Raw genomic sequence first — 26,070 nt, 5'->3', positions numbered from 1 at the left:
ATGAAAAAAATCTGCATTATGAATGGAATGACTAAATCTGTTGCCACTGCATTCCTGGGCGCGTTCGCAGCGCTACAGGGGCTCTCCGCAGTAGCTCAATCGAATGAAAAGCCTAAGTTGATAGTAGGCATTGTGGTAGACCAGATGCGCTGGGATTACTTATACCGTTACTACGACCGTTACGAAGCGGGTGGTTTCAAACGTATGCTGGGCGACGGTTTTTCCTGTGAGAACACTTTTATCAGCCACCTTCCCTCCTTTACCGCCGTGGGACACAGCACCATTTATACAGGCAGTGTGCCGGCTATTCATGGTATCACCGGCAACGACTGGCCCGATCAGCTTACCGGCAGAAAATGGTATTGCACAGAAGACACTACCGTACAAGCCGTGGGCAGTAGCAGTGCTGCGGGCAAAATGTCGCCGCGCAACCTGCTGGCCTCCACCATTACAGATGAATTGAAACTGTCTACCAACTTCCGCTCTAAAGTAGTAGGCGTATCACTGAAAGACCGCGCCTCTATTCTTCCTGCCGGACATACGCCCAATGGCGCCTTCTGGCTGGACGACAGCCAACGGCAGCTTTATTACCAGCACCTGGTACATGAAAGAACTGCCGGAGTGGGTAAAGCGTTTTAACGACCGCAAAGAGCCCCAACAGTTAATGTCTAAACCATGGGAAACTTTATATCCTATCAATACTTATGTGCAGAGCAGTGAAGACAACGTAGACTGGGAAGGTACTTTCCCGGGTGAAAAAGCCCCTGTTTTTCCGCATGCACTAAAAGATGCTTATAAAAAAGATCCGGGCAACCTGAGATCCACTCCCGGTGGCAATACGCTCACACTGGATTTTGCGAAAGCCGCCATTGAAGGGTATGACCTCGGCAATAATACCGTGACCGACTTCCTTACTATTAACTGCGCTTCCACCGATTATGTAGGCCATAAATATGGTCCTAATTCCATTGAAGTGGAAGATACTTACCTGCGACTGGATAAAGACCTGTCGGCCTTTTTTACTTACCTGGACCAGCGTGTAGGAAAAGGTAATTACCTCGTGTTCCTTACTGCCGACCACGGCGCCGCGCATGCCATTAAATTCATGGAAGAGCATAAGCTGCCTTCCGGGCTGACAGAAAGCAGGAAACTGGTAGCTGGCCTGGATAGCACGCTGAATGCACGTTTTGGCGTAAGTAAACTGGTATCTTCTTTTATGAACTACCACGTAAGCTTCGACAAAGCTAAAATTGCGGCAGCTAAACTGGACTATGATGCGGTGAAGAAAGAAACGGTGAAGTATTTTGAGGCACAACCGGGTATCCAGTTTGCCGCCGACCTGGATAATATCGGCGCAAATCCTTTACCGGAGCCGCTGAATACCATGGCGATCAATGGCTACAACCGTAAACGTACCGGTTCCGTGATTGTGATTCCTGAGCCAGGATGGTTTGAAGGTTCGCTGAAGGGCACTACCCACGGTAACTGGAATCCTTTCGATATCCATATCCCACTGGTATTTATGGGATGGCATGTAAAGCATGGCGCTTCCAATGAAACCGTACATATGACAGATATTGCCGCTACCCTTGCTGCAATGCTGCATATACAAATGCCAAGCGGTTGTGTAGGCAAGCCTGTAAAGGAAATATTGCAATAATATATTCCGGGAGGACTTACACATCCTGTAAATCCTCCCGGATTCTTTTTATACTCTTCCCATAAACGGATCTGTTATCCCTTCTTCTCCTGTTTCCACTCTTCCTGCATACCGTTGACTAAAAGTATCAAAGCCAGCAGCACGTACACTGAAATCGTACCAGCCATGACTTTTTTGCAATGGCAATACTAATTCCAATGTGGCGCCGGCGGCAACATTCCGCTGGATCACTTTTCCGCCGTAGGCATTGTCTGTGATACTGAAATCGCGTGCACTGTTACCTGTATTGGCTACACGTAAAACAAGATTGCCGGTTGCTTTCTTTTTCAGCTTGCCATTTATTTCATAACCCAGCTCCAGGTCCAGCTGCGGATGTTTTGCGGAGCCTTCAAACGCGCGGTAGAATCCGTTGGGGCCGTGCAGGTGCAGCTGATAACGGTTATCCGCAAAGGCTTTGGCGGGCCACTCATAGGTGATCGTGTCTCCGGCAGCCACTGCAAACGACCAGGTTCTTCCGGTTTCTGTTTCACCGGTTTGTTCGTCTTTGTAAGGGAGGTTGGTGTATACAGTAAAAGGCGCGCCATGTGCCCGGTCGCCGAACAATTGTTTCTCGGCTTTCATTTTCAGCGTCAGCAACTGCTCACCGGTTTTCCACTGACCATCCGCCAGCAGTTCATAAGGCAATGCGCAGGAAGGGCGGGTACCTTTTTCCTGTTGTAAGATCGTGGTGCCGTTGCCATTAGCAAAGGCTTTTACCTCTTCACCGGTAACCTTCTTAAAGCCTGCGGGTGCTGATTTAAAACGGGCGTTATTAATATTTTCCACTACACGGCGCTGGTCCAGGAAAATCTGTTTGGCTGGTGTGGTGGTATTAAACGGACTGAAGGCTGCGGTAAGATCACCGCTGATGGTGCGTCTCCACTGACTGATATTATCCAGGTGTACCTGTTTGTTTAGCTTCTTACTAAAAAATGTTTCCAGGAATTGTAAAGTAGAAGTATGCTCAAATACCTGTGAGCATACCTTTCCTCCCCTGCTCCAGGGCGATGCAATCATCATAGGCACCCTGAATCCCAGTCCTACCGGGGCTTCCCGGGCCTGCTTTTCACTTATGCCCTGTTTCAGTTCATGCGCCAGTCTCACCTGTTCTATCTCCGTATCTATTCCGGCGGAGCATTTACCAGTACCGGGTTTATTGTTATCGCAGATAGAGAAAGGCACCACATGATCGAAGTAACCATCATTTTCATCATAGGTAACAATGAAAATAGTTTTCTTCCAGACGTCCGGTTTTTGTGTGAGGATATCGAGTATTTCGGATACGTACCAGGCGCCATACCAGGGGGCGCTGGGGTGGTCGGAGAAGTTCTGCGGGCCTGCCAGCCACGATACCTGAGGCAATGCGCCTTCGTTCACATCTTTTCGGAACTGGTGGAGTACATCGCCGGCGGGCACTGTGATGGTGCGTTCCTTTGAGCCGTCTTTATAATTTACGGCTGTTACGCTCCGGTAGGCGGGATCGTTTTTATTCACTACAAAAGCGCGTTGGTACAGCGATTTCTGTTGATCCGTTAATTTCTCATAGCTTTCTTTATTCCATTGCAGGAGTTCCTGGGTAGCATTGTCCAGCACCGCTTGTTTTTTGGAGATATCGGTGCGGATCTTTTCGGCGGCGGCATCCGAAGAAGGGCTGGCTTCCTGGAGTTTATTGATTTCGTCCGGCAGGGTTTCCACCTGTTTCAATAATCCGTTTACATACCGTTCAGAGAACTTCACGTTATAGGCCGCAAAAAATTCCAGCAGGTTACAGCCAAAATTTGCGAGCCATGCCCTTTCCTCTCCTTTCCATCCGCCACCGCAGCTGATTTCATTCTGGTAAAATTTCCAGGCGATATTATTTTCCTCCAGTAATTCCGGGAATGTTTTCCACGGCAGTTTCCCGTAGCTGAAGTCATCGTTCCGGATATGTGCTTTTGGCAGTCCATCTACTTCATGTACAATTTTGCCCGTCCAGAAAAAGGAGCGGTTGGGCGTGGTGCTGGTCATGGCTGAGCAGAAGTTCTGGTCGCATACCGTGAAAGCATCTGCCATTGCGTAGTTGAAAGGAAGATCTTCACGGGTATAGTACCCCATTGTTAAAGGCATGGCCGCATATTCCTTGTTGCCGGGTGTTTTTGCGATGAGCCATTTATCGTAGCGGCCTTTGTTGTAGGCATCTACCTGGCTGGGCCTGGAGTGGGGCAATGCTCCCATCCATGTGGCTTTGGTATCTTTGATATTCAGCCGGAAAGGTGCGTAGGTATCACCCTGGGCGTTAGTTTGAAACCATACCGGCTTTGCGTCCGGCAACCATACGGCGCGCGGATCGTTAAAACCCCGGACGCCCTGTAAAGAACCAAAGCAGTGATCGAACGAACGATTCTCCTGCATGAGGATCACAATATGTTCCGCATCGTGGAAAGTGCTGCCGGGAGCAGGATCTATGGCCAGTGCCCGTTGAATGGATGCGGGCATCATGGTTGACAAGCCTGCTGCACCGGATAGTAATAAAGATTTTTTTAGAAATTCTCTGCGTGAGTCCATTTATATTCCGATTGAGTGGGTTTTACATTGTTCGAAAAACAAAATAAAAAACATTCTCAAGGAATGCAATGGCGCCTCCCGTTATGTGTTTATTATCCGGTATGTACGGCTATGGTTGAGGACAACCGGTAAGGGTATGCCATTCGTGTTCGGTTCGGGTCATGAGAAGGGCGTTGTCAAATGCAACCGTTCCTTTCTTAAACACCGTTGTATTTTCAAAAAAACTGGAAGCTACGTGCAGCAGTTGCAACGGGCTTACTTTCCATTGATAGGTTTGTAACTTTAGCCCGTCGAGCGACTGCTGACTATTCGGAGAATAACCAACGGCGCCACCTTCAAAAAATGCAGAGGCGTTTTCCAGCGTTTCAAAAACAGAGGTCGCGGGAAACTCGCTGGTGCTGCGCGCGTCGATGGAGATAGAGGTTTTATCTGAGCTGGTAAAATCAATATGAAAATGCCCGCCGGCCTCTTTTACGTGAAAATCCGCCAGGTGATGTTTCCCGGGAAACAGTCGTCCGCCGGCAAGGGCGTTTAGCTTCGATGAGGTATCCCTGCGTGGGATATAAACGCCTTCTTTCGTAATACCATTCTCCTCCCACTCTACTGCAATGCGATGGGCGCCATTTTCCGAGGAAATGCCCATAAAATCAGGCAAGCCTTTAGGCTTAATATGTTTCAGTCTGATCAGGCAGATACCAGCAATGGCTTTGCCTTTGTAAATTTTAGGACGGAAAGGTGCGGGCAACAGCGACTGAACGGCTTCCGGGTCCACGGTAAAATTCACCAGGATGCGGCGGTCAATATAACCATGTATAACGGGTAGCTTCATATAGGTAAGGATCTGATTAAAGGTACTGCAAAACAACTTCAGAAATGACTATTTCATAAAATTGAACAAATGTTTTGAAAAGTTGTTCAATTTACTATCTTTGTAAAATATTAAACTCAAAACCAGACTATGGCGGTAAGTGAAAAGAAGGGAAATATGGATGCTTCCACCGAAGAGCGGATTAAAGCCGCGGCCAGAACTGTATTTACCAAGAAAGGTTACCAGGCTACCAAAGTAAGGGATATTGCAGCAGAGGCTGATATCAACCTGTCGCTTGTCAATTATTATTTCCGCAGCAAGGAAAAGTTGTTCCAGTTTGTGATGGCAGAGATCGTGGAGAAATTGATTACCACGGTAACGCTGATCCTTAATAACGAACAGTTAAGCGTGCAGCAGAAAGTGGAACAAGTGGCTAATCATTATATTAACCTGTTGCTGGTGAATCCAGACTTCCCGTTATTTATGGTGAATGAGATTTTTGCCGGCACGGATGAGTTGTTGAAAGACAACCGCAAAAATGCCATCTTCCAGTCTCATTTCTTTAAACAATTAGCGGCGCTGCATAAAGAAGGAAAGCTGAGCATCCAGCCGATACAGTTAATGATGAACCTGATAGGCTTTGTGGTAATGCCTTTCCTGGCCAGGCCCTTACTGGAAAGGAACAAGGTGGTGAAACCGGGAGAATTCACCGCGCTGATGGAAGAACGGAGAATGCTGATACCCATCTGGATTAAAGGCATGCTGAAATAGTTGCTTTTTTTTGCCCGGAAATTGAACAACTTTTCAAAACAATAATTCAAACTGAATATTGCACTATGAACTTATTTAAAGCTTTGTGCTGTTTCATATTATTGGGGCCTGCGGTGGGCAGGGCATGGAGCCAGGCGCCTGCCACCCTTACCATTGAAGAGTGCTATACCCTGGCCCGCCAGAATTATCCGCTGATCAGGCAGTACGACCTGATCGCACGCAGCAGCAGGTATTCGGTGGAAAATGCGGGCAAGTTGTATTTACCACAACTCACCGTAAGCGGACAGGCAACGTACCAGTCGGAGACCATCAACTTTGGCGAGGCAATCCCTTCATTGCCCGGCGTGACATTCCCTTCGCTGAGCAAAGACCAATATAAAATACAGGCGGAGATCTCCCAGCAGATCTATGATGGCGGCGTAAGCAAACTGCAAAAGGAAAGCAGCCGTGCCAACGAAGCCATACAGCAACAGCAACTGGAAGTAAACCTTTACGCCATCCGCGACCGGATTACGCAACTCTATTTCGGAATATTACTGATGGAGGCACAGCTGGAGCAAAACGGGCTCAGGAAAGCTGACCTGCAAAGCGCCACGGATAAGATGCAGGCGGCGCTCAACAACGGTGTGGCCTACCGTAGCAATGTGGATGAACTGAAAGCGGAAATTATGAATACCGAGATGGCCGCCACTGAATTCAGCGCTAACAGGAAAGCCTATATGAAAATGCTGTCGGCTTTCATCCATCAGCCGCTGAACGATAGCACCCGCCTGGCATGGCCTGCACCAGTGACGCCACAACAAGGTATACATCGACCGGAAATTACTTACTATGATATTCAGAAAAAAGCCTTCGACGTACAGGAAAAACAATTGCAGTCGGGCTACCTTCCCAAACTGAGCGCTTTTATCCAGGGCGCCTATGGACGGCCCACACTGAATATTATCGACAATAAATTCGGCACCTGGTGGCTGGGTGGCGTACGCCTGAACTGGTCTTTAGGCAGCCTCTACTCGCTGAAAAACAACCGGCAGCTGCTGGACATCAACCGGCAAAACCTGGATGTAAGCAAGGAAACTTTCCTGTTCAATACCAGCATGAACCTTCAGCAACAAAACCAGGATATTGATAAGTTTGCCACACTGATAGAACAGGATGACAGCGCCATTACGCTCCGCTCCTCTGTCAGGAAATCCGCGCAGGCACAGCTGGACAACGGCGTTATCACCGTACATGATTACATCTCCCAGCTGAATGCGGAGAACCTGGCGAAACAATCACGTATCCTCCACAGCATACAATTATTACAGGCTCAATACAATTATAAAAACACCTCCGGGAACTGATTAATTATTGCATATGAAATACAACATGATACTTGGTATAGCCGTTGTGATGATGATCAATGCCTGCGGAAGCGGCAAAAACGATTTCGATGCGTCCGGCAACTTTGAAGCAGATGAAGTGATCGTATCTGCCGAACAAACCGGTGAAATACAGTCCTTCGTTATAAAAGAAGGCGACAAGCTCACTGCCGGGCAAACCGTTGGACAAATTGACGTAACCATCCCCACCCTTCAAAGGGAACAGGTGCAGGCATCTATCAATGCGCTGAAAGAAAAAACCCAGGACCCGGTGCCGCAAACAGAACTGGTGCGCAGGCAGCTGCTGGTGCAGGAAGCACAGCTGCAACAACAATACCGGGAAAGAACACGCACGGAGAACCTGGTAAAAAGCGACGCCGCCACACAGAAACAACTGGATGATATCAATGCCCTCATTGTGCAGCTGGAACGGCAAATCAGCGTGACCCGGCAACAACTGAAGCTCAACAACTCCAATACGTCTACCCAGAACCGCAGCATACTCAGTGAAAAAGCCCCGCTGGAAAAATCACTGGCCCAATATGCAGAACAGATCCATAAAGGACAGATCATTAACCCGGTGAGTGGTGTAGTACTGCTGAAATATGCGCTGCAGGGGGAAATGGCCACCGTCGGTAAACCGCTGTACAAAGTCGCCAATATCGATACCCTTTACCTGAAGGCTTATGTAACCGGCGTTACGCTTCCGCAAATTAAACTGGGACAACAGGTAGAGGCGCGCATTGACCAGGGTCAAAAGAACTATAAATCATATACCGGTGAAATTACCTGGATCTCCGATAAATCTGAATTTACCCCTAAAACCATTCAAACAAAAAATGAACGGGCTAACCTGGTGTATGCCATCAAGGTAAGGGTAAAAAATGACGGCTATCTGAAAATAGGTATGTATGGTGAAATGCTGATTAATAAAGCATCCAAATGAGCGCAGTAACACTGGACCATATCACCAAAACTTACGACAAGGGTAAGGTGCTGGCAGTGGATGATATTTCACTGCAGGTGGAGGAAGGTGAACTGTTTGGCCTGATAGGGCCTGATGGCGCCGGCAAAACATCCGTCTTCCGCATCCTCACTACCTTGTTGCTGCCCGACAAAGGTACGGCCACCGTGCGCGGCTATGATTGCGTAAAAGACTATAGAGAAATACGTAACAGGATTGGGTATATGCCGGGGAAATTTTCCCTGTACCAGGACCTGACCGTAAAAGAGAATCTCGATTTCTTTGCCACCCTCTTCGGGAGCACGATTGAAGATAACTACGAACTCATTAAGGATATCTACGAACAGATAAAACCCTTCAGCGATCGCAGGGCCGGAAAGCTCAGCGGAGGTATGAAACAAAAGCTGGCATTGTGTTGCGCGCTGATCCACAAACCGGAAGTATTATTCCTTGATGAACCTACCACCGGCGTGGATGTAGTATCCAGGAAAGAGTTCTGGGACATGCTGAAGTACCTGAAGCAACAAGGCATCACCATCGTGGTGTCTACTCCTTACATGGACGAAGCCGTGCTTTGTGAAAGGATTGCACTGATACAAAATGGTAAGATCATGTTGGTAGATACGCCCGATAATATCATGTCCAGATTCCCGGTGAAACTCTATGCCATCAAGGCGGACAATATCTATCACTTGCTGACGGAACTGCGCAGCATGCCGGAAGTGGACAGCAGCTTTGCTTTCGGGGAATACATTCATATTACGCTGAAAGACGCCGGCGCTGATATAGAGGCATTGCAGCGTAACATCACCCAACGGGGACATACACACGTAGCCATAAAATTAATTCACCCGGGCATTGAGGATAGCTTTATCCGGTTAATGAACCAGGCCTAAAACAGGGTATCATGGAAGAAAAAGTGATTGTATGCAAGGATCTCACGAAGCGGTTTGGCGACTTTTATGCCGTCAATAAGATTTCTTTTGAAGTAAACAAAGGAGAGGTCTTCGGGTTCCTGGGCGCCAACGGAGCAGGCAAAACTACTGCCATGAGGATTCTCTGCGGCCTCTCCCACCCTACTTCCGGCGAGGCTACCGTAGCCGGTTTTGACGTATATAAGCAAACAGAATCCATCAAGAAGAATATCGGTTACATGAGCCAGAAATTTTCCCTGTATGAAAACCTGACGGTAGTGGAAAACATTGAATTCTTTGGCGGCGTGTATGGGGTTTCCTCCACCGAAATCCGTAGAAGAAGCGATAACCTGATCCAAAAGCTGGGGCTCACCGCTGAAGCAAAAAAACTCGTAGGTGCGCTACCGTTAGGCTGGAAACAAAAGCTGGCGTTTTCAGTAGCCATCTTTCATCAGCCGCGGATTGTGTTCCTGGATGAACCCACCGGTGGCGTGGATCCTGTTACCAGGCGGCAGTTCTGGGACATGATCTATGAAGCGGCGGCAAGTGGCATTACCATCTTTGTAACCACCCACTATATGGATGAAGCGGAGTATTGTAACCGTGTTACCATTATGGTGGATGGAAAGATAGAGGCATTGGATTCTCCTGCTAACCTGAAAGCGCAGTTTAAGGCAGAAAATATGGACGAAGTATTTTACCGGTTGGCCCGTGGGGCCAAAAGGTCGGGCGACTAAAACATTTTTATGAAACAGCTTCTTGTTTTTATCCGGAAGGAATTTTTCCATGTATTCCGCGACAAACGGACCTTACTGATCATGTTTGGCTTGCCGGTAGCGCAGATTATGCTGTTTGGTTTTGCACTGACCAGTGAGGTGAAAGATATTACGCTGATGGTGATTGATCATTCCCGGGATGCTAATTCACAACAGCTAATCCATAAAATAAAATCATCTTCCTACTTTATCGTCAGTGAATCATCTATCGATTATAACGATATAGAAGATTCCTTTAAAAAAGGTACCACAAAATGCGCGCTCATTTTCCCTGCCGGTTTTGGCAACGACCTCCGGCACGGTGGCAAAGCGCAGCTGCAAATTATTGCAGATGGGTCCGATCCCAATACCGCCAAAACCGTGGTAAACTATATCACTGCTATCACCACAGCTTACCAGCAGGAGATCAGTCCCTCGCAACAACTGCCTTATGTCATTGTTCCGGAATCGAGAATGCTGTATAACGAAGAAGGCAATGGCTCCCTGAATTTTATTCCCGGCGTGATGGCCCTGGTGCTGATGATTGTATGCACCGCGCTCACCTCTGTATCCGTAGTGCGCGAAAAAGAACTAGGCACCATGGAAATATTACTGGTATCTCCTTTTAAACCACTGATGGTGCTTATTGCCAAAGCCATTCCCTACCTGGTGCTGTCGCTGTTGAATTTTACCCTGATCCTGGTGCTGGCGGTGTTTGTGCTGGATGTGGGCATCAAAGGCAGTATCCTGCTGCTGTTTATGGAAAGCATGTTGTTTATCATTACCTGTTTATCGTTCGGATTGATGATTTCCAATACGACCAACTCGCAGCAAACGGCTTTGCTTTTATCCATGATGGGGCTGATGATTCCCACGATGATCTTTACAGGTTTTATGTTCCCGATAGAAAATATGCCAAAGGTTTTCCAGCTCATCTCCAATATTATTCCCTCCCGCTGGTATTTCCTGATTGTTAAATCGGTGATGCTGAAAGGACTTGGGTTTAAATATGTCTGGAAAGAAACACTGGTGCTGTTGGGTATGACCACCGTGCTGCTCACTATTGCGCTTAAAAATTTTAAAACGCGGTTATCATGAAAGTGCTGGGTTATTTATTAAAAAAGGAGTTCAGGCAGATCTTCCGGGATAAAACGATCCTGGCGATGATGTTTGCGATGCCTGTCATACAACTGATCATTCTTCCCCTGGCGATGAACTTTGATGTGAAGAGCGTAAACCTTGCGGTGGTGGACAATGATCACAGTTCCTATTCCCGGCAGCTGATTGCCAAGATAGGCGCCTCCGGTTACTTTAAAATAGTGGCTGCCGAGCCTTCCTTTCAGCGCGCCATCACCTATATTGAAAGGGAAAAAGCCGATGTAGTGCTGGAGATTCCGCCAAATTTTGAAAGCAACCTGATAAGGGAAGGGAAACAACGTGTAGGGGTATCCGTAGATGCGATTAACGGCACCAAAGCGGCTATTGGCGGCAATTACCTCATGATGGTGATTACAGACTTCAATAAGAATATCCCGGTTAATATTGGCGGGAACATGATGCCGGCGGCTGGTATCATCGATATTACCTACTCCAACTGGTTTAATCCCCTGGCGGAATACCGGTTTTATATTGTACCGGCGATCCTGGTGCTGCTGCTTACGATGATTGGCGGCTTTATGTCGGCCCTCAATATTGTACGGGAGAAAGAAGTGGGCACTATTGAGCAGATCAATGTAACGCCAATTCAAAAGTGGCAGTTTATTCTGGGAAAACTGATTCCCTTCTGGGTAGTGGGCATGATTGTGTTTACGCTTGGCTTGCTGGTGGCCTGGGGAATATACGGCATCCGGCCGGTGGGGAGTTTTGTGACGTTGTATGTATTTGCCGCGGTGTACCTGGTAGCATTGCTGGGCTTCGGGCTGCTGGTATCTACCTATACCAATAACCAGTTGCAGGCGATGTTTGTGGCATTCTTTTTTATGATGATCTTTATGCTGATGAGCGGGCTATTCACCGCGGTAGACAGTATGCCGCCCTGGGCAAAGGTGATCGCCAATTTAACCCCGGTGACACATTTCATCAAGGTAATCCGGATGATTGTACTGAAAGGCAGTGGTTTTGCCGATGTGCAGATGGAGCTGTTGTATCTTATCCTGTTTGCAGTGCTGTTAAACGGATGGGCGATCTTTAATTACCGGAAAACGAGTTGAATCATTCTACCGGACACATTATGTTTTTCCACAGTATATATCTCCTTCACATATTACTAATCGTACGCATTTACCCAAAATAAGGTGGTTTCCAAGTCCCACCTCAAAAAATTACAAATAACTGACTATCAACCCAATACATTGTAAAACAGGCTCAAACGCCCGTCCTACCTGCTGTTTCGCCCTCTTTTCCTGCTTATTGTTAGAAAAAATATTGAAATAAAATAGATTTTATGAATAAATTTGAACAATCAAGTAGCTACTTTTAAAATTTTAAAAAATGAGCAATAAACCCGCTACCTTATTTGACAAAGTATGGGATTCACATGTTGTGAGGAAAATTGAAGATGGTCCGGATGTATTTTTTATCGACCGCCACTTTATTCATGAAGTAACCAGCCCTGTGGCTTTTCTTGGAATGGAAAACAGGGGTTTAAAGGTAATGTTTCCTGAAAAGACCTTTGCCACAGCTGATCACAATACGCCAACGATTAACCAGCATTTACCGGTGCAGGATCCGCTTTCCGCCAACCAGTTGAAAGCCCTGGAAACCAATTCCAACAAGTATGGCATTTCCCACTGGGGATTAGGCAATCCAAAAAATGGTATTGTGCATGTGGTAGGTCCGGAAAATGGTATTACCCTGCCGGGTATGACCATTGTATGTGGAGACTCCCACACCTCCACCCATGGCGCTTTTGGAGCTATTGCATTTGGTATAGGTACTTCTGAAGTAGAGATGGTACTCACCTCCCAGTGCATTATGCAGCCGAAGCCAAAGAAAATGCGCATCAACGTAACGGGTAAACTGGGGAAAGGTATTACGCCGAAAGACGTAACCCTCTACATTATATCCAAACTCACGGCAGCCGGTGCTACGGGCTACTTTGTGGAATATGCCGGTGATGTTTTTGAAAACATGAGCATGGAAGGTCGTATGACCGTTTGTAATATGAGTATTGAGATGGGTGCGCGCGGTGGCATTATTGCCCCGGACGAAACCACCTACAATTACATCAATGGACGTGAGAAAGCGCCAAAAGGAGCCGCATGGGACACTGCGCTGGCTTACTGGAAAACGCTGCGTACCGACGAAGGCGCCACGTTTGACAAGGAGTATACTTTTGACGCAGCGGATATTGAGCCGATGATCACCTACGGTACCAATCCAGGTATGGGCATGGGCATTACCAAACATATTCCTTCTGCGCTGGCCGGCGACAGCAAAACCAGCTACGAAAAATCATTGCAGTACATGGGCTTCCACGAGGAAGAAGCCATGCTGGGTAAAAAAGTAGATTATGTATTTATTGGCAGCTGCACCAACGGTCGTATTGAAGACTTCCGTGCATTTGCTTCTATTGTAAAAGGAAGAAAGAAAGCAGACCATGTAACTGCCTGGATCGTTCCGGGATCGCACATCGTAGAACAGCAGATCAAAGAAGAAGGTATCCTGGATATCCTGACAGAAGCCGGTTTCCAGCTGCGTCAGCCCGGATGCTCTGCCTGCCTGGCGATGAACGATGATAAAGTGCCCGCCGGCAAATACGCCGTGAGCACCAGCAACAGGAACTTTGAAGGCAGACAGGGACCAGGTTCCAGGACCATGCTGGCCAGTCCGCTGGTAGCCGCCGCTGCTGCTGTAACAGGTGTGGTAACCGATCCGAGAGAACTGATTGCTTAATCATTGCCCTTCTTACAAAATTTTATAAACGATCAACAAAAAATGGCTTACGATAAATTCACGATATTAAGGAGTACAGCAGTACCCATGCCCATCGAAAATGTGGACACTGACCAGATCATTCCTGCACGATTCCTCAAAGCGACAGAGCGCACCGGCTTTGGCGACAACCTGTTCCGCGACTGGCGCTATGAAACAGACGGCACACCCAAAAAAGACTTCGTTTTAAACAACCCTATCTATTCCGGTAAAATACTGGTAGCGGGTAAAAACTTTGGGAGCGGCAGCAGCCGTGAACATGCGGCGTGGGCCATCTACGACTATGGGTTCCGTTGTGTAGTGTCCAGCTTCTTTGCCGACATCTTCAAAAACAACTCTTTAAATATCGGCATCTTACCCGTACAGGTAAGTCCTGAATTCCTCGACAAAATATTCACAGCGATAGAATCCGATCCCAAAGCGGAATTGGAAATCAACCTGGACGCGCAAACCATCACCATCCCGGCTACCGGGGAAAGCGAGTCCTTTGCCATCAACAGCTATAAGAAGCACAACATGATGAATGGCTATGATGATATTGACTACCTGCAGGCCATGAAAGACGAAATCACCACATTCGCCGGCAAGAGCCTGTACTAAAAACATTCCATAAGTATTATGCCAGTGACCCAGCGCCACGTTGAAATAATGGACACCACCCTCCGTGATGGTGAACAAACCAGCGGAGTATCTTTTTCGCCATCAGAAAAATTAACCATTGCACAGCTTTTACTGACAGAAGTAAAAGTGGACAGGATTGAAATTGCCTCCGCCCGTGTTTCAGAGGGTGAATTTACTGCGGTAAAGGCAATTACCAAATGGGCCAAAGCGAACGGCTTTCTGGATAAAGTGGAAGTACTCACATTTGTGGATGGCGACGTTTCCGTAGAATGGATGCTGAAAGCCGGCGCCAAAGTAATGAACCTGCTCACTAAAGGCTCGCTCAATCATTTAACCCACCAGTTAAAGAAAAAGCCTGCTGAACATTTTGCAGAAGTAGCCGCTGTTGTTGCACTGGCTAATAAAAAAGGACTGGAATGCAATGTGTACCTGGAAGACTGGAGCAATGGTATGCGCCATTCCAGGGAGTATGTGTTCCAGTACCTCGACTTCCTGCAAAATGTGCCTGTAAAAAGGATCATGCTGCCGGATACGCTCGGTGTGCTCACGCCCGATGAAGTGAAAGCATTTGTTTCCGACATCGTGCAATGCTACCCGAAAAGTCATTTTGATTTTCATGCGCATAACGATTACGATCTTGGTACCGCCAACGTACTGGAAGGCGTAAAAGCAGGCGCGCACGGCATTCACCTTACCATCAACGGTATGGGCGAACGGGCCGGTAACGCTTCGCTGGCCAGCGCCATCGCCGTATTGAACGATTTTTTGCCGGAGGTAAAAACCGCCGTGGCAGAAACCTCGTTGTATACCGTGAGCAAACTGGTGGAAACCTTTTCCGGGTTCCGCATCCCGGTGAATAAGCCGATTGTTGGGGAAAATGTATTTACCCAAACAGCCGGTATCCATGCCGACGGCGACAAAAAGAATAAACTGTACTTCAGTGACCTGATGCCGGAACGATTTGGCCGTACCCGCAAATATGCACTGGGCAAAACCAGCGGTAAAGCCAATATTGAAAACAACCTGCAACAGCTGGGCATTAAACTGTCGGATCCTGATCTGAAGAAAGTAACGCAGCGGATCATTGAACTGGGCGACCGGAAAGAAGTGCTCACGCAGGCGGATCTGCCTTATATCATTTCTGATGTGCTGGACAGCAACCGGATCGAGGAAAAGGTGACCGTAGAAAACTATGTGCTTACCCACTCCAAAAACCTGAACCCTTCTGTTACCGTGAAGATCTCCATTGATGGGGAAGTATTCGAGGAACATTCACAGGGGGATGGCCAGTACGACGCCTTTATGAATGCACTGAAGAAGGTATACAAAAAGCTGAAGCGCGAGCTTCCTACCCTGACGGATTACGCAGTGCGTATTCCTCCCGGCGGTAAAAGCGATGCGTTGTGCGAAACGATCATTACCTGGAGGCTGAACAACAAAGAGTTTAAGACCCGGGGACTGGACAGCGACCAGACCGTATCTGCCATTAAGGCCACGCAAAAAATGCTGAACCTAATCTAAACTATCAATAACAACTGAATGGCTACCAAACATATTTTAATAGTTCCGGGTGATGGAATCGGACAGGAAGTAACTGCAGTAGGTAAAAAAGTATTGGACAGGATTGCTGAAAAATTCGGTCACACCTTTACTTACGACGAAGCGCTGATAGGCCACGTAGCCATTGAAGCTACCGGTAACCCGTTGCCGGACGAGTCGCTGGAAAAGATGCGTAAATCAGACGCCGTGCTGTTTGGCGCGGTGGGTCACCCTAAATATGATAACGACCCTTCTGCCAAAGTAAGACCTGAACAGGGCCTGCTGAAGATGCGCAAAGAGCTGGGCCTGTATGCCAACCTCCGTCCTATCAAATTATTTGATGAATTACTGGGCGCATCCAGCATTAAACCTGAAATATTAAAAGGCGCAGATATCCTCTTCTTCCGTGAGCTGACCGGCGATATTTACTTTGGTGAAAAAGGCAGAAAGAATAACGGCGATACTGCCTACGACATAGCGGAATACAGTCGCTACGAAGTAGAACGCATTGCCCGCAAAGCTTTTGACGCGGCGAGAACCAGGAGAAAAAAACTCTGCTCCGTAGATAAGGCCAACGTAATTGAAACTTCACGTCTCTGGCGGGAAGTAGTGCAGAAGGTAGCCCTGGAATATCCTGACGTGGAAGTGGAGCACCAGTTTGTAGATGCCACTGCTATGTTGCTGATCAAGGACCCGCGCCGTTTCGATGTGGTGGTAACTGCCAACCTGTTTGGCGATATCCTTACCGATGAAGCTTCGCAGATAGCCGGATCAATGGGGATGCTGGCCTCCGCCTCTATTGGCGATGGTACCGGCGTGTACGAACCCATTCATGGCTCCGCGCATGATATTACCGGTAAAGGCATCGCTAATCCGCTGGCCTCTATCTTATCCGCCGCGTTGTTACTGGATATCTCCTTTGGTATGAAGGCCGAGTCAGAAGCCGTGATCAACGCTGTTGACGGTGTATTGAAAGCCGGCTTCCGCACCAGGGATATTGCCGACAAGCAAACGCCAGCCGATAAAATACTGAATACCAATGCTATGGGAGAAGAGGTGCTGAAATTACTTTAGGCAATACTGACAATCTATAAACAAATGCCTCCCTCCGGGAGGCTTTGTTGTTTTATGCCTTAAACAGGCTTCATGTACGCTTCATGTACACCTTTGAGGTGGACTTGATCCGCAAATGCCCTGACGGAATCTCCCCCATAAATGTCAGAATTGCACCACATCCGTATTCGATTTCCGCGGTATGTTTGTGATGTACTTAAAAACATATCATTATGAGAAGAATAGTTTCCTTCATGCATGTTTCCCTGGATGGTTTTGTTGCCGGACCTGCCGGAGAAATGGACTGGATCAGTGTTGGCGATGAAATATTTGATTTCGCCGCACAACGTACCAACGAGGCAGATACTGCCTTGTATGGCAGGGTTACCTACGAATTGATGGACGGCTACTGGCCCACTGCCGCCGACCATCCTAATCCAAGCAAGCATGACATTGAACATTCCCAGTGGTATAACAACGTAGATAAAATTGTGCTGTCCAATACGCTGAAGGGATTAAAGAAAGACAAAACCACGGTGATCAGTGATGACATCGCCGGTAAAATAAGTGCATTAAAACAGCTGCCCGGCAAGGAAATCATCATGTTTGGCAGCCCCGGCGCCACGCAGTCGCTGATGCAACACCAGCTGGTAGATGAATTCTGGCTGTTTGTAAACCCCGTATTGATAGGCGAAGGCATTCCACTGTTTAAAAATATCAGGGAACGGGTAGGGCTGAAATTACTGGCAAGTACCTCCTTCCCGGATTCAGGCGTGGTGTGTTTGCACTATGAAAAAAAATAAATCTTCCTGAATGTGAGCGGCCGGCAGATACTGCCGGCCGTTTTTTATTTACCACTCATCATCTCCTAAAACATCCCGTAAGTACATACCTATATTTCATGTAATAGGTTTCCTTTTGTAGTGCTTAAATACTGCTTAATATCTACATTAGCAGTAAATAAACCCCTTTAGATGAAAAAGAAAACAGTCTTTTTTATTGCCTTTATAATTTCCGTTACTACTTACATAAATCCCTGCTTTCCGCAGGTAAAATCTCCTGGTTTTAATATCAGCGGCGTTCTTCGTGCGGATGATCCTGCGTTGCTGAAAGAGGTGGTGATACAACTGCTGAACGCCACGGATAAGAAGATGGTAAAGATTGAATACGCCGACAGCACCGGCAGATTTACGTTTGAGCAGATCCCTGCCGGCAGTTATGTGATTGCCACGCAGAGTATGGTTTTCGGGAGATATGAATCTGCTCCGTTCCGGCATGAAAAAAATACGGCGACAGGTACTATCACGTTGCAGGTAAAGACAACCGCATTAAAAGAAGCGTCGGTTACAGCGGTAAAGCCTTTTATCCAGCAGCAATACGATAAAACAGTATTGAACGTGGAGGGTTCCATTTCCGCTGCCGGAAGCACAGCACTGGAAGTACTGGAAAAAGCACCGGGTATTACCATTGATCAGAACGATAACATTGCCATGCGTGGCAGGCAGGGCGTGCTCGTGATGATCGACGGCAAACAGGTGCCCATGTCGGGGCAGGACCTGGCCAATATGCTGCGGAATATGTCGGCCAGCCAGATTGAAACGATCGACCTTATCACCAATCCTTCCGCCAGGTATGATGCCGCCGGCAACGCCGGTATTATAGATATCCGGCTGAAGAAAGGAAAGAAATCCGGCACTAACGGGAACGCGTCTCTCAGCCTGAGCCAGGGCAGGTACCCCAAAGTAAATCCATCTCTCAACTTCAACAGCAAACAACAACATCTCAATATTTTCGGTTCTTATAATTATAATTACCGGCAAGATATGAATGACCTTACCATTTACCGGCAGTTTTATGATGAAAACAACGCCTATACCGGTGGTAACAATTACCAGAACTTTTTTAAATACCGGAACAATAACCATAATGTGCGTGTAGGAGCTGATTACAACATTAATAAGAATGTGGTCGTAGGTTTTGCCGCCAATGGGATGTTTAATGCCAGCAACATTACGATCAACAGTGTGGCGCAATCTGTTGATGCGCACCAGGCAAATACAGGTTCCTTTATTACGCTGGGTGATAACTATCCCGGCAGAAAGAACGGGAGCCTCAACCTGAATTACAAACACACCCTGGATACCGGCGGGCGGGAACTTACCGCCGACCTGGACTATGCCCGTTTCAATTCTTCCGAAGAACAAAATTATAATACCCGTTATTATGATCTGTACCAAGCGGAAACCAAAACACCTTATGCACTCTTTGGTGATTTAAACGGCGAACTTAGTATCCGGTCGGTGAAAGTGGATTACACGCAACCCCTGAAGCTGATAGGCGCCAAACTGGACGCGGGTATTAAAAGCAGCTGGGTGAAATCAGATAATGATGTGCAGTTTTTCGACAGGAGTAACGGCGGCAATGTTTTAGACAAAGGAAAAAGTAACCGTTTTATTTACAAAGAAAACATCAATGCGGCCTATGTAAACGCTTCCCGGAAATGGAAACGTTTAAGCGTGCAGCTGGGCCTCCGGGTAGAAAATACGCTGGCCGACGGATTCCAGGTAACCAATGCTGAAAAGTTTAACCGGAACTATACACAGTTGTTCCCCAGCGGCTATGCAGGCTATGAATTCAATGCAAAACACGACCTCGGTTTTTCCGTGAGCCGCAGAATAGACCGGCCCTCCTACCGGCAGCTGAATCCATTTAAAGTATTTCTGGACCCGCTGACCTCTTCTGCGGGAAATCCATTCCTGCTGCCGGAGATCACCAACTCGTTTGAGCTTACGCATACCTTCCGGCAACAGTACACCACTAAGTTAGGGTATAGCCGTACCCGTGATAACATCCTTATTGTACTATCGCCGGATGAAGCGCCGGGAGCAGTCATCCAAACCGGCAGGAACCTGGCTAAGTATGATTATTACAATCTCAGCTTTGGCTTCCCGGTAAATATCCGGAAATGGCTTAGCAGCACCAACACAGCGCTGGTGTATTACGGGCACTACAGCGGCAACCTCGTGAATACCGATCTCAATGTGAGCAGGGTATCTTTCAATTTCAATTCGGTGAATACCATTACCGTAAACGCGTTGACTACCATTGAAGTGACCGGCAGTTATGAAAGCCGGGCGTATTACGGCTTTCTTGATATCAGGGGCTTCTGGTTTGTTAATGCCGGCGCACAGCGGCAGTTATGGAACCGGAAGGCATCTGTAAAACTGAATGTCGGCGATATTTTCTTTACCAACCAAACGAATGCAGTGACCCGGCTTACGGGTTATGGCGAAACGTTTAAGCAGAAAAGGGATACACGGGTAGCGACAGTGACCTTCAATTATAAATTTGGTGGAACTGGAGCCGGTGGCATCAAAAGGAAGACCGGCGGCGCTGAAGACGAAAAGCGCAGGGCAGGATAAAAATTTATACATTTATTGCATGAACTTAGTTACCGAACTGGAAGAACTGGCCCTGGCCACCCGTTTAAAACGGCTGGCAGAGCGCCTGTCGCAGGACGTGAGCCAGATATACAAAGAATCGGATCTGGACTTTGAAGCAAAATGGTACCTGATCCTGGAACTACTGAGCCGTGAAAAAGTAATGGCGGTTACAGAGATCTCTTCTTCGCTGCAACTGAGCCATGCTGCTGTAGTACAGTTTACGGAGCAGATGCATACGCATGGCCTTATTAAAACGGCGCCTGACTCCAAAGACGCAAGGAGGAGACTAATTTCCCTGACGCTTGCCGGTAAGCAAATGCATAAAAAGATCGGTCCTGTTTTGCAGGTGATCAAAGAAGAAAACCGGAAATGGCTGGCCGAGGCCAGCGCAGACCTTTTGCAGCTCTTGTCTGAACTGGAGAAATCGCTGGATGAAAGAAGTATGTATAAGCGTATTAAAGTGAGCCTGGTAGAGCAATCTGCCAGGTGAACCGGTTATTTGATACCGAGTTTATCCAATACATGGTTGACCACTCTGTCACAGCGGATAAGATGGAATGGAAACACCAGGTCGTTTTTATAGTAATCGGAAATCTTCCCACGCAGCATGAGCCGGGCCCTGATATACCGGACCTTTACGTTTACCGCGGAGATATTCAATGCAGCTGCGGTGGCTGCCACGTTTAAGCCTTCTACTTCCCGCATTACAAATACCAGGCGGTATTTCTCAGGGATTTCGAGCAGGGCAAGTTCCATTACCCTTCCCAATTCTTTATCAATAACTTTTGCCACGGGCGATTCTTTTACCCCGGCACTATTTGCCGGGTGATGATCATCTAAAACAGATAGATCCTCACTGCCCAACCGGTTTTTCTTTTTCAGCAACTGACTGCACTCATTAATCATGATCCTGGTCAGCCAGGTCCCGAAGGCGGATTCCATCCTAAACTTATCCAGATTCTGATAAGCATTGATATAGGTGGTTTGCATCATGTCTTCCACATCCATATCATTATCCAGCATGGTCATGCCTATCCGGAACAGGCGGGCATTGTGGCGGCGCATCAGTTGCTCATAGAGGCGCTCTTCACCGGCCAGTACTTTAGTGATTAATTCGTAGTCAATTTCGGTGTCGGTTTTCGGCAGTGTGGTCATTCTTCTTTTATTAGATGATAAATCGACTGAGAAGTTACAAAAAACTTTTATGGGATTTTGTAACCATTTGAATTTTTTATACTCTAATTAAAGGAGGGCCGATTAACGGCCCCTGATTTTTGACATAACCTAACTTGTGAAGCAGCTGCTATGAAACCAGATAACATTTTTCATCTGCCTGGCATAAAAATGCCGGAGCTAACCCATCAGAAGATCCAGGAGCTGAAGAAAACAGCGAAGGGAAAACTCATTACCGGTACTCCCATGGAGGCTTTCCAGGCATTGGTGAGCTCAATGGAAATTGCGCTGCAGGAGCAACTGGCGCAATATGATTATATCCAGCAAACCGTAATGGACAACGCCAAACGGAAAATGCTGCTCCTGGAAATGCTGGACGATCATCTCTACCTCGAATTTGCCTATCATATTATGTTTATTAAATGGCGGGAACAACAAATCAGTAAAGCATCCTGAGAGGATGCCGGTGACGGATGCTGCTAATCTCATTAAAACTATACATTTGCACACAAACAAATGCTATGGAGAATTACAGCATCGTCATTTTTATACTGGCCATCATGATTATGCTGTCTGCGGTGGCAGACAAGATAAAGTTACCTTACCCTGTGCTGCTGATCTCCGCGGGAATAGGCATCGGATTTATTCCGGCCCTGCCCAATATCACGCTGAACCCGGATATCGTGTTCCTGATATTTCTCCCGCCATTGCTGTATGACGCTGCGTTTAACATCTCCCCACAGGAATTTAAAACCAACTTCAACACCATTGGTACATTGGCGATAGGGTTGGTGTTTCTGACAGCGGGGGCTGTAGCGGTGATTGCGCATTATCTTATTCCCGGGATGAGCTGGCCGCTGGCTTTTGTGCTGGGTGCTATCCTGTCGGCCACAGATGCGGTGGCAGCCATGAGCATTACCAAAGGACTGGGACTTTCACATAAAACGGTGACCATTCTTGAAGGGGAAAGCCTGATCAACGATGCTTCGGCACTGGTAACTTATCATTTTGCCATTGCGGCGGCCACCGGTACTGCCTTTGTTTTCTGGAAGGCCTCCCTGGAATTTGTTATGCTGATGGCAGGTGGCGTGCTGGCGGGTATAGTAGTAGGCAGGATATTGGCGATGATCCTGAAAAGGGTGCATCAAAACGACCTGGTGACCATCAGCTTTATGCTGCTGATGCCATTTGTTACCTACCTGATGGCAGAAGAGCTGCATGTTTCCGGCGTGATTGCAGTAGTAGTGCTTGGGCTGATGATTGCACGGATCAGCGGGAAAGTTTTCCCGGAGAAATTAAAGCAACAGTCCAGGTCCATCTGGGATATTATCATCTTCCTGCTGAACGGGCTTATCTTTATTATCATCGGGCTGCAGTTTCCTTACATTATTAAAAGTATTCCCAGTCACCAGATCCTCCCGTATATCGGCTATGGGTTTATCATCACCCTGGCGGCTTTGTTGTTGCGCATGGGCAGGGTATTCCTGCAACAGATCAATTTAGACCAGGCTTTCAAAAAAGGCAAAGGCAGGATCACTGAAAACGCGTTGCTGGATTTCAAGAACAGCCTGATCATCAGCTGGTCCGGTATGCGCGGTATTGTATCACTGGCCATTGCCATTGGGCTACCGATGACACTGAAAGATGAAGTCCCCTTTCCGGAGCGGAATGCCATCATTTTTATTTCTGTGGTAGTGGTGTTGTTTACCCTTATCGGGCAGGGCATCTCTTTACCGTGGATTGTGAAAGCCGTAAAACTCTCCCCGGCAGATAAAAAAACGCCGCATTAACTTATCACAACAGCCGGAAATATACTATCTTACTACTAAAGGATGCGTGGATGAAAAAATCACTGTTGCTTTTCAACTGCCTTATTTTATTGTTCCTTCCTGCTATTGCCCGGCAGGAGCCGCCAGATACGGTTAAAACAGGAATATACATTACCAGCATTCATGACATCGACTTCAAACAAAGTGAGTTTACTGTCAACCTCTGGTTGTGGCTTACCTATAAAAACAAGCAATTCGATTTTATACAGAACCTGGAAATCCCGCAGGCAAAAACCTTTACCAAATCCTACTCCACTATCGACTCTTCCAATGGCCGGATTTATTTGCTGATGAAGCTGCAATGCGTGATGAAGGATTCCTGGAGGATCAACAACTTTCCTTTCGACCGGCAGCGTTTGCGGTTTTCCATTGAGAACTCACAGTTTGATGCCAAATCACTTGTGTTTTCGGTGGACTCGCTGGGCAAACATTTTGACCCCCGCTTTACGCTGAGAGGCTGGGTGATCGACAGCTTCCGGACCAATACCGGTATAAAAGCCTATGAAACCGCGTTTGGCGACGAAAATATCGGCAAGCCGCATACAGAATACAGTAATTTTACGGTGAGAATAGGTATCAACAGGGATGCTACCCAGTTGTTCTGGAAGATGTTTCTCGGCATGTACGTTTCTTTCCTGATTGCTTATATCTGTTTTTATATTCACCCCGACAATATTGATTCGCGGTTTGGACTTGGTGTTGGATCGCTGTTTGCCGCCATTGGTAACAAATATATTATTGATTCCTCCCTCCCCGACTCTACTACTTTTACGCTGGTAGATACCCTCCATGGCATTACCCTGTTCTTTATTTTTGTGGTGATCACGTCTTCTGCATGGTCGTTGCAGCTTATTAAAGCAGGTAAGTTCAAGCAGAGCCGCCGGCTGGATATCGGTTTATCGATAGGTGTGCTGCTGGTATATGTGCTGCTGAATATTTATTTTATTACACAGGCGGTGTATGGAAATTAGCAAGCTAAAAAAATAAACATAGTAAGGCAGTTCGATGCGGATGGAGAAGGTGAGTTGATTTCCCCTTACTTCTTCACCCGGTAGAAACTAAGGTCCCTTCTTTGCTCAAATCCCATGTGCTCATATAAACGGACGGCCCGTTCATTGGTGCGGGTTACATGTAAAAAGGAGGTGATGCCCGCGGCGGCGTGCTGGTAACATAACTGTGTAATCAGCTTTTGCGCATATCCGCGACCCGTGTGATCCGGATGTGTGCAAATGGCGCTCAATTCTGTGAATCCCGTGAGCTGCATGCGTTCGCCGGCCATAGCGATGAGCTGGCCATTGTGCCGGATGCCATAGTAGTTGCCCATCAGGCGTGTACCGTGATTGAAAAATCCGGGTTGAATGCTGTTGATCAGTTCATACATGTCGCCGGCGTCTTCTGGTCCCAGCAGGCACACCATAGCCGCGTCCTTTTCAGACAAGGGTGCAGGCATAGTAGTTAGTATCATCTGGGCGCAGGGCAGTTCATTTTCTACGGTCCAGTTACGCGGTAATACGGGCAATTCACCGATGATATAAAATGTTTCCCCGGCGTCGATCAAAGTATCAAGTGCAGCAATGCTGTCGTTATCCGTTTGCCTGGCGGCAACAAAGGGTGCAATTTCCCGCTGGTATCTTTTCGCCTGGTCTGTTCCTTGTGCAAAGTGCGCATGCGCAGTGGTTAACGCGCCCCAGGCGGGGTTGTCTAAGATGGCTTCCTTCATGCATCGAAATTATACATTTATCAGAAAAAATAACCGGGGAAGAATATTTTTTTCAGGAAGTTCATCCCATAAAAAAGCGGTTTCCTTTGCAGGAAACCGCTTTTCTTTTTATGCCTGTTAGTGTTCCAGGTTTAATATTTCTATTCTTCTGAAATCAACGGGTTGTCCTTCGCTTTGCAGGGCAATAAAGCCTTTAGAGAGGAGCCTGCCATCTATTTTAATGGTGGAGTCGTAGTTCTTTACTACACCACCGCCAATCTGTGGTTTGGAATATTGCAATACGGTATCGCCGTTGATGATATGCGTGATCAGGGAATCGCCCAGTACAATCAGTTCGCCCCTCACCCATTGCTCTCCTTCATAAGTTTTGGAGGTGGATTCGATACAATGCGTTTCATCCAGTTTTCCTTTGTAAACCACATTGGTGCCCGGCGAGCACATGTTACCGGTTGGGCGTGGCTTACCATCACCTAAACCAGCTAGCAGCTGCATTTCCACGGAGATGGGCCAGTCCTGCTCCTTAGGCATGGTGCGCGGGTCCTGGGAGTGAAACATTACGCCGCTGTTCAGCAATGTATATTCCGGTGCGGACGGATACCATTTTCCTACAAACCGGTATTCAAATTTGAGATGATAATGTGAGAAGGGTTGCTTATAATAAAGATGCCCGAACTGGTCGTTAAAGTCGCCGTACTGATCATAGCGTATCTTGATGATGCTGTCTTCTACCCGGAAAGTATTTCCAAAGTTCTCTCCTGGTTCGTGGTGATGGATTTTCACGATCCAGTCGTTGATATCCTTACCATTAAACAAGGACACCCATTCCTGTTTTTTTTCGGATTGTTTTACTTCATTACAGGAAACACTGCCTGCCAGCAGCGCTATCATCAATAGTTTACGCGAGATACGGACTTTGCTCATATAGATAATTAAAGATTTT

The 26,070-nt window shown here is 47.3% G+C and carries 24 protein-coding genes; 19 read left to right on the top strand and 5 right to left on the bottom strand.

What is annotated here, in order from left to right; all coding sequences use genetic code 11:
• Positions 1–18: 18 nt before the first annotated feature.
• Both QFZ48_RS25935 and QFZ48_RS25930 read left to right on the top strand, forming a co-directional pair.
• Positions 19–639, top strand: coding sequence for an alkaline phosphatase family protein (locus QFZ48_RS25935; RefSeq protein WP_429064476.1), 621 nt, complete (start codon positions 19–21; stop codon positions 637–639).
• The gene (locus QFZ48_RS25930) at positions 548–1,660 is read left to right on the top strand and encodes an alkaline phosphatase family protein (protein ID WP_429064475.1); all 1,113 of its coding nucleotides are present in this window, start codon (positions 548–550) and stop codon (positions 1,658–1,660) included. The genes QFZ48_RS25935 and QFZ48_RS25930 overlap by 92 nt, the downstream gene beginning before the upstream one ends.
• A gap of 48 nt (positions 1,661–1,708) precedes the next feature.
• On the opposite strand, the gene QFZ48_RS25925 is transcribed toward QFZ48_RS25930, so the two are convergent.
• Positions 1,709–4,243 (bottom strand): phosphocholine-specific phospholipase C, encoded by a 2,535-nt coding sequence (locus QFZ48_RS25925; protein WP_429064474.1) that lies wholly within the window; start codon positions 4,241–4,243, stop codon positions 1,709–1,711.
• Positions 4,244–4,352: 109 nt separating this feature from the next.
• A complete protein-coding gene (locus QFZ48_RS25920; RefSeq protein ID WP_429048281.1) occupies positions 4,353–5,072 on the bottom strand; it encodes a DUF2071 domain-containing protein in 720 nt (239 codons plus the stop codon).
• A 129-nt stretch (positions 5,073–5,201) separates the two neighbouring features.
• Between QFZ48_RS25920 and QFZ48_RS25915 the strand changes: the two genes are divergently transcribed.
• The 14 genes from QFZ48_RS25915 (at position 5,202) to QFZ48_RS25850 (ending at position 20,898) form a co-directional block, all read left to right on the top strand.
• Complete coding sequence (locus QFZ48_RS25915; RefSeq protein ID WP_429064473.1) at positions 5,202–5,822, top strand: TetR/AcrR family transcriptional regulator; 621 nt, start codon at positions 5,202–5,204, stop codon at positions 5,820–5,822.
• 65 nt (positions 5,823–5,887) lie between these two features.
• Positions 5,888–7,168 carry a TolC family protein gene (locus QFZ48_RS25910; protein WP_429064472.1) on the top strand — a complete coding sequence of 427 codons (1,281 nt, stop codon included), beginning with the start codon at positions 5,888–5,890 and terminating at the stop codon, positions 7,166–7,168.
• A 13-nt stretch (positions 7,169–7,181) separates the two neighbouring features.
• Positions 7,182–8,132: an HlyD family secretion protein gene (locus QFZ48_RS25905; RefSeq protein ID WP_429048286.1), complete on the top strand. Its 951-nt coding sequence runs from the start codon at positions 7,182–7,184 to the stop codon at positions 8,130–8,132.
• Positions 8,129–9,046 carry an ABC transporter ATP-binding protein gene (locus tag QFZ48_RS25900; RefSeq protein ID WP_429064470.1) on the top strand — a complete coding sequence of 306 codons (918 nt, stop codon included), beginning with the start codon at positions 8,129–8,131 and terminating at the stop codon, positions 9,044–9,046. Before QFZ48_RS25905 ends, QFZ48_RS25900 begins: the two co-directional genes overlap by 4 nt.
• A gap of 11 nt (positions 9,047–9,057) precedes the next feature.
• On the top strand, positions 9,058–9,801 hold the full coding sequence (locus QFZ48_RS25895) for an ABC transporter ATP-binding protein (RefSeq protein WP_429064468.1): 744 nt from the start codon (positions 9,058–9,060) through the stop codon (positions 9,799–9,801).
• Between the two features lie 9 nt (positions 9,802–9,810).
• Complete coding sequence (locus QFZ48_RS25890) at positions 9,811–10,917, top strand: ABC transporter permease (protein WP_429048291.1); 1,107 nt, start codon at positions 9,811–9,813, stop codon at positions 10,915–10,917.
• A complete protein-coding gene (locus QFZ48_RS25885; RefSeq protein ID WP_429064466.1) occupies positions 10,914–12,029 on the top strand; it encodes an ABC transporter permease in 1,116 nt (371 codons plus the stop codon). The genes QFZ48_RS25890 and QFZ48_RS25885 overlap by 4 nt, the downstream gene beginning before the upstream one ends.
• A gap of 280 nt (positions 12,030–12,309) precedes the next feature.
• Entirely contained in the window at positions 12,310–13,713 is a 1,404-nt protein-coding gene (gene leuC, locus QFZ48_RS25880) for a 3-isopropylmalate dehydratase large subunit (protein ID WP_370910784.1), read from the top strand.
• 42 nt (positions 13,714–13,755) lie between these two features.
• Positions 13,756–14,352, top strand: coding sequence for a 3-isopropylmalate dehydratase small subunit (leuD, locus tag QFZ48_RS25875; protein ID WP_370910783.1), 597 nt, complete (start codon positions 13,756–13,758; stop codon positions 14,350–14,352).
• Positions 14,353–14,370: 18 nt separating this feature from the next.
• Complete coding sequence (locus tag QFZ48_RS25870) at positions 14,371–15,894, top strand: alpha-isopropylmalate synthase regulatory domain-containing protein (protein ID WP_429048294.1); 1,524 nt, start codon at positions 14,371–14,373, stop codon at positions 15,892–15,894.
• An 18-nt stretch (positions 15,895–15,912) separates the two neighbouring features.
• Complete coding sequence (leuB, locus tag QFZ48_RS25865; RefSeq protein ID WP_429048296.1) at positions 15,913–16,986, top strand: 3-isopropylmalate dehydrogenase; 1,074 nt, start codon at positions 15,913–15,915, stop codon at positions 16,984–16,986.
• Positions 16,987–17,198: 212 nt separating this feature from the next.
• Positions 17,199–17,768, top strand: coding sequence for a dihydrofolate reductase family protein (locus tag QFZ48_RS25860; protein ID WP_429064463.1), 570 nt, complete (start codon positions 17,199–17,201; stop codon positions 17,766–17,768).
• Positions 17,769–17,939: 171 nt separating this feature from the next.
• The gene (locus QFZ48_RS25855; protein WP_429064461.1) at positions 17,940–20,387 is read left to right on the top strand and encodes a TonB-dependent receptor domain-containing protein; all 2,448 of its coding nucleotides are present in this window, start codon (positions 17,940–17,942) and stop codon (positions 20,385–20,387) included.
• A gap of 19 nt (positions 20,388–20,406) precedes the next feature.
• On the top strand, positions 20,407–20,898 hold the full coding sequence (locus QFZ48_RS25850) for a MarR family winged helix-turn-helix transcriptional regulator (protein WP_429048300.1): 492 nt from the start codon (positions 20,407–20,409) through the stop codon (positions 20,896–20,898).
• Between the two features lie 5 nt (positions 20,899–20,903).
• On the opposite strand, the gene QFZ48_RS25845 is transcribed toward QFZ48_RS25850, so the two are convergent.
• Positions 20,904–21,563, bottom strand: a complete 660-nt coding sequence (locus QFZ48_RS25845; RefSeq protein ID WP_370910777.1) for a sigma-70 family RNA polymerase sigma factor — start codon at positions 21,561–21,563, stop codon at positions 20,904–20,906.
• 150 nt (positions 21,564–21,713) lie between these two features.
• Between QFZ48_RS25845 and QFZ48_RS25840 the strand changes: the two genes are divergently transcribed.
• The 3 genes from QFZ48_RS25840 (at position 21,714) to QFZ48_RS25830 (ending at position 24,381) form a co-directional block, all read left to right on the top strand.
• On the top strand, positions 21,714–22,037 hold the full coding sequence (locus QFZ48_RS25840; protein ID WP_429064459.1) for a hypothetical protein: 324 nt from the start codon (positions 21,714–21,716) through the stop codon (positions 22,035–22,037).
• 65 nt (positions 22,038–22,102) lie between these two features.
• Positions 22,103–23,371 (top strand): Na+/H+ antiporter, encoded by a 1,269-nt coding sequence (locus QFZ48_RS25835; RefSeq protein ID WP_429064457.1) that lies wholly within the window; start codon positions 22,103–22,105, stop codon positions 23,369–23,371.
• A 50-nt stretch (positions 23,372–23,421) separates the two neighbouring features.
• Positions 23,422–24,381 (top strand): hypothetical protein, encoded by a 960-nt coding sequence (locus QFZ48_RS25830; RefSeq protein WP_429048304.1) that lies wholly within the window; start codon positions 23,422–23,424, stop codon positions 24,379–24,381.
• Positions 24,382–24,446: 65 nt separating this feature from the next.
• Here the strand turns inward: QFZ48_RS25830 and QFZ48_RS25825 are convergent, their stop codons facing one another.
• Together QFZ48_RS25825 and QFZ48_RS25820 are read right to left on the bottom strand one after the other, a co-directional pair.
• On the bottom strand, positions 24,447–25,130 hold the full coding sequence (locus QFZ48_RS25825; RefSeq protein ID WP_429064454.1) for a GNAT family N-acetyltransferase: 684 nt from the start codon (positions 25,128–25,130) through the stop codon (positions 24,447–24,449).
• 117 nt (positions 25,131–25,247) lie between these two features.
• Positions 25,248–26,051 (bottom strand): 3-keto-disaccharide hydrolase, encoded by an 804-nt coding sequence (locus tag QFZ48_RS25820; RefSeq protein WP_429048308.1) that lies wholly within the window; start codon positions 26,049–26,051, stop codon positions 25,248–25,250.
• Positions 26,052–26,070: the final 19 nt, after the last annotated feature.

The sequence above is a fragment of the Chitinophaga sp. W2I13 genome, from assembly GCF_050434005.1.
In the GTDB taxonomy this organism is placed as follows: Bacteria; Bacteroidota; Bacteroidia; order Chitinophagales; family Chitinophagaceae; genus Chitinophaga.
Note: the sequence above shows the minus strand (reverse complement) of the source record. Positions and strands in the feature narration are given on the sequence as shown.